The sequence below is a fragment of the Microcystis sp. M109S1 genome (assembly GCF_020247025.1).
In the GTDB taxonomy this organism is placed as follows: domain Bacteria; phylum Cyanobacteriota; class Cyanobacteriia; order Cyanobacteriales; family Microcystaceae; genus Microcystis.
This window is the reverse complement of record NZ_JADBRW010000046.1, coordinates 1-4,399: the sequence shown is the minus strand read 5'-3', so window position 1 is coordinate 4,399 and position 4,399 is coordinate 1. Positions and strand designations below refer to the sequence as shown.

Below are 4,399 nucleotides of genomic sequence, written 5' to 3'. Positions count from 1 at the left end.
GAAAATTGTCTGCTCAATTTTTTGATAATTGACCACTGTTACATTTGGTAAATCGAGGAGTTGCTCAAAATTTATCCACATAACCCACCTCCTGTTCTGTGTTACTATTATACCATGCTCACACAGAACCTAGAAGAGCCCTGATAACTGATAACTGATAACTGAAACAGTGGGATTTTCCTTTGAATTAATCGCCCGGTGTCCCCAAACTGGCGCGCGGGTTGGGGTTTGGCATACTCCCCACGGACCGGTAGAAACACCCCGTTTTATGCCCGTGGGAACTTTGGCCACGGTGAAAGGTTTGACCCCCGCTCAAATCGCCAGCACGGGGGCGCAAATGATTCTCGCTAATACCTATCACCTGCATCTGCAGCCTGGAGAAAGTATTATCGAGAAAGCGGGAGGTTTACACGAGTTTATGGCGTGGAATCAGCCAATATTAACAGATTCTGGTGGATTTCAGGTATTTAGCCTGAGTCAACTGCGGCAAATTAAAGAATCGGGAGTCACCTTTCGATCGCCCCGGGACGGTAGAATAATCGAAATTACGCCAGAAAAATCGATTCAGATTCAAAATGCCCTCGGTGCTGATGTGATTATGGCCTTCGATGAATGTCCCCCCACGGGAGTCAGTCATGAGACCATGAAAGCATCCATAGAACGCACCTATCGCTGGTTAGAGCGCTGTCTGAGGGCCCATCAACGACCCCAACAACAGGCTTTATTCGCCATAGTGCAGGGGGGAATTTATGAGGATTTACGGGCAGCGGCGGCGGAATCTTTAGTAAAACTCGATTTACCCGGTTATGCTATCGGTGGCGTGAGTGTGGGGGAAGAAACGAGCCTAATTCATCGCATTGTCCAGATAACTGCCCCTTTACTCCCCGAAAATAAACCCCGTTACCTGATGGGAGTGGGAACCTATCGAGAAATGGCCAAGGCGATCGCTAGTGGCATAGATCTGTTTGATTGCGTCATTCCCACCCGTTTTGGTCGCCATGGCACGGCTTTAGTGCGGGGAGAGCGTTGGAACCTAAAAAATGCCCGTTTTAAGGAGGATTTCGCCCCTTTAGACGAGACTTGTCCCTGCTACACCTGTCAACACTTTAGCCGTGCCTATCTGAATCATTTAATTAAATCGGGGGAAATGTTGGGTTATATTCTCTTATCTCTGCACAATATCGCCGAATTAATCAGATTTACCCGTGAAATTCGTCAATCTATCCTAGAAGGAACTTTTGCCCAAGATTTTGCCCCTTGGCTTGAGGATGCCTTAGATGTTACCCCAACGTGATAAAATTTCAGGAAACGTTTGAAAATTTTCTTGTCAAGGTAGATAGAGAGATGGAAACTGCACTTTTGTTGGCCAAATTGCCGGAAGCATACCAAATTTTCGACCCCTTAGTCGATGTCTTGCCCCTGATTCCCCTATTTTTCCTCTTGCTGGCCTTTGTTTGGCAAGCATCCGTCGGTTTTAAATAAATCGACCCTCAATTATCAGTTATCAGTGAGCAGTTATCAGTTATCAGTGAGCAGTTATCAGTTATCAGTGAGCAGTTATCAGCTTCTGAAGGCAAGAGGCAACAGGCAAGAGGCAAAAGACAGAATCTGACAATTTTCCTACCTAAAAAGAAGGTTAGAGACTAAGCACATCAAAGCTTTTAGCTTAACCAATTAGGTCTGAGATTCAGCCCTTGTTATCGGATTTGAGTTTTAAGTGAAATGACATCTTTTCACTGATTACTGTTTACTGATCCCTGTTTACTTAAAAAGCTTCCCAGATTAACACAAAGTCCCGGTTAAATCAGCATCAGTCAAGTCCACATCTTCTAAAATTGCCCCGCGCAAATCGGCATAACTGAGATCCGCACCCCGGAAACTGGCCCCGGTGAGATCGGTAATAAATCCGTCTCTTTCGGGACTAGCACGAAAATTAACCCGGCAAAGTCGGCAATCAGCGAAATTAGCTCGATATAACAGGGAGCCGCTCAGATTGGCATAGTTGAGATCGGCTCCGCAAAAGTTAGTTTTGCCTAAGTCCGTGCGTTGGTCGGAAGTGGAGCGAAAATCCGTATCGATTAATACGGCCTGCTGGAGATTAGCACTGTTGAGATTAACACCGTTTAAGACGGCTTTGGTTAAATAAGTGGCTTCTAAATTGGCTTCGATGAGATTAGCCCCGCTTAAGTCCGCATCTCGTAAACAAGCTCGATAAAAGTCCACTTGACTTAAATCTGCTCCCCAGAGAATCGCCTCACTTAAATCCGCTTCTCTCAGCAGCGATCGCGCGAGGCGTATTTTTCCTAACCGCGCCTGTCGCAGATCGGCACGGCAAAAATTGACTCCTGGGAGGGCAATATTAGTTAAGTCGCTTTCCCGCAAATTAATCCCCCGAAAATCTCTTTCTCCCTCCCGATAGCGTTGACAAAGTTCTTCTAGGAGCATGGAATTTTTTTTCTATATCATAATTGAGGCAAAATGTCAAGGGTTTGGTAATTTTTATTTAGGGAGATGGAAAGCCGGCAGACTCTCGAATTCTCGGGCCCGTTGACGCATTTGCTGACTAATGCGATCGCAAACCACCTTACAGAGATCATAGATCACGGGGTCGGTAATTTGATAGTAAACGCTGACTCCTTGGGGTTGCCGCGAGATAATTCCCGCTTGGGTTAAAGCTTTCAGGTGTTTGGAGAGATTGGCCTGACCCAGTCCGGTAGCTTCGGCGATTTCTTTACCATTCATCGCGCCTAATTGCAAGCAACTGAGAATCTGTAGGCGACTGACTTCCGACAGGACTTTGAAATAGTCCGCCACCGAAGCGAGGACGACGCTAGAGGTTTGGGGGGAGAAACTGTCTAACATAGGTAGGTAATAAAGTGACCAGTTAAAAAGGCTGACAATAGGTTATCGTTTAAAACTTTATAACTATTGACTACTATAGTTTAACTGGAGAGGTAACTAGAGTCTAGTCGGCAAACTCGATCGAGATTGGGTCATTCAGGAATCTACTGCTGCAAGAGTGCCTCCTAGCTCCACCAAAAGACTTTTTCAGCAAACCCTAACTATAACCGAGCATGGTAGTGATTAACTTCCGGACCGTAGTGCTAGGATGGTTCTCCAAATTGCTTGGTAAAGCCCATTCTGAGTCAAGATAGGACATCTTCAGTAAATCTCTCACTTGTTTTGATTTAGCTTGTCCTGTACTTTGAGCAACCCCAAAAGCCTGATAAAGTTCTTTGGCCGAAATGTGGGGATTTTGAGTAGGATCGAAGAGAAAATTGACCATTCCTATTGCGTGAGTAATGCCGGCAGCCCAGGAATTAGCCTTACCTTTTTCTAGGGGAGAGGGACGCTTACGAGCTAAAGTTGCGGTTAACTGGCGAATAAGTTGGGCGTATTCTTCATTAAGATATTGAGCGGCAAATTTATCAGTAATATCGATAATTTCTTGATATTTGGCCTGCATTGCCTTGGGAACATTTTCCGATTTAGGAACAGCTGGAAGCGTTCTTTTCAATATTGCTGCCGCTTGCTGTTTGGCGCGTTGTTCAGCATTATATTTTTCTTGAAAAGCTGTTAACCCCTCCTGACTGGTGATATCAAAACCCTGCTGATGCGCTTGTAACAAGAGATTTTTCATAAAACCGCCACTGTTGGTATCGTTCATCAGTTGACTAAATCGATCGCCTAATTGCTCTAAATATTTAATAATAGCTTTAGCCTGAGTTAATTTATATTCTCGTCCCAAAAATTGCCAAAAACTAATTAATTCAGGGATAGCATCTTCGGTTTCCGTCGGATCGAGGATAGTAATTTTGCGTGGTAAAATCTTCTCCATTAAGATTTGCACATCTGCCTTAGTCATGGTAGCAAGGGTATAACCTTCATAGAGATAGCCTAACTCCATAAAGGTGGCAATCCAACCACCACCTTCTTCTTTTTCTTGATAATATTCTTTCCCTTCTGGCGAATTGATATATTCTTGGATCGCTCCAGTAATATAATCTTCTAATAAAGGTTCGGCTTCATCGTAGTCTAAATTATCTAATTGTCGGATATTAAAAGTCATAACTCTAGTTTTCCTCCGAGGCTTTCCTTTAATTTTAGGGGATTAGCTGACCGACAGGCAAACTGACGCTAAAATAGTCTTTGCTGTCTGGGTTTGTTGCTTGCTCCTGACGGTGGTTTTGACACTCCCCGCTCTAAAGAGACGGGGATTCTTGGTTCACAGAGATTACTTGCGAAAGACAGAATTGCTTCTGAAAAAGTAGAGGTATTCTCTCCCCAAGCGTTTATTGGATCTAGCCCAAAAGTTCCGGTATGCCCTACCGTACTTAGTCCCCTTTTAAGGATGTTGATTGCGGCGTTTTCATCCCGCTCCAAAACACATCCACACTTG

General features: G+C 44.5%; 5 protein-coding genes and 1 pseudogene. 2 read left to right on the top strand and 4 right to left on the bottom strand.

Annotation, left to right across the window (positions count from 1 at the left end; all coding sequences use genetic code 11):
• Positions 1-169: 169 nt before the first annotated feature.
• Together tgt and IM322_RS01875 are read left to right on the top strand one after the other, a co-directional pair.
• On the top strand, positions 170-1,294 hold the full coding sequence (gene tgt, locus IM322_RS01880; protein WP_079205940.1) for a tRNA guanosine(34) transglycosylase Tgt: 1,125 nt from the start codon (positions 170-172) through the stop codon (positions 1,292-1,294).
• A 50-nt stretch (positions 1,295-1,344) separates the two neighbouring features.
• Positions 1,345-1,482 carry a photosystem II reaction center protein K gene (locus IM322_RS01875; protein ID WP_008206475.1) on the top strand — a complete coding sequence of 46 codons (138 nt, stop codon included), beginning with the start codon at positions 1,345-1,347 and terminating at the stop codon, positions 1,480-1,482.
• 300 nt (positions 1,483-1,782) lie between these two features.
• Here IM322_RS01875 and hetL read toward each other — a convergent pair whose 3' ends face one another.
• From hetL to IM322_RS01855, 4 genes and pseudogenes are all read right to left on the bottom strand, one after another.
• Complete coding sequence (gene hetL / locus IM322_RS01870; RefSeq protein ID WP_287713084.1) at positions 1,783-2,445, bottom strand: heterocyst differentiation pentapeptide repeat protein HetL; 663 nt, start codon at positions 2,443-2,445, stop codon at positions 1,783-1,785.
• Positions 2,446-2,499: 54 nt separating this feature from the next.
• Positions 2,500-2,862: an ArsR/SmtB family transcription factor gene (locus tag IM322_RS01865; protein ID WP_016514338.1), complete on the bottom strand. Its 363-nt coding sequence runs from the start codon at positions 2,860-2,862 to the stop codon at positions 2,500-2,502.
• A gap of 196 nt (positions 2,863-3,058) precedes the next feature.
• A complete protein-coding gene (locus tag IM322_RS01860) occupies positions 3,059-4,069 on the bottom strand; it encodes a DUF6398 domain-containing protein (protein WP_287673024.1) in 1,011 nt (336 codons plus the stop codon).
• Between the two features lie 133 nt (positions 4,070-4,202).
• Positions 4,203-4,399, bottom strand: a pseudogene (locus IM322_RS01855) (RNA-guided endonuclease TnpB family protein); the annotation flags it as partial.

Excerpts from the sequence above, each read along its gene's own strand:
- hetL (WP_287713084.1), bottom strand. The coding sequence starts at position 2,445 with ATGCTCCTAGAAGAACTTTGTCAACGCTATCGGGAGGGAGAAAGAGAT.
- IM322_RS01875 (WP_008206475.1), top strand. The coding sequence starts at position 1,345 with ATGGAAACTGCACTTTTGTTGGCCAAATTGCCGGAAGCATACCAAATT.
- IM322_RS01865 (WP_016514338.1), bottom strand. The coding sequence starts at position 2,862 with ATGTTAGACAGTTTCTCCCCCCAAACCTCTAGCGTCGTCCTCGCTTCG.
- IM322_RS01860 (WP_287673024.1), bottom strand. The coding sequence starts at position 4,069 with ATGACTTTTAATATCCGACAATTAGATAATTTAGACTACGATGAAGCC.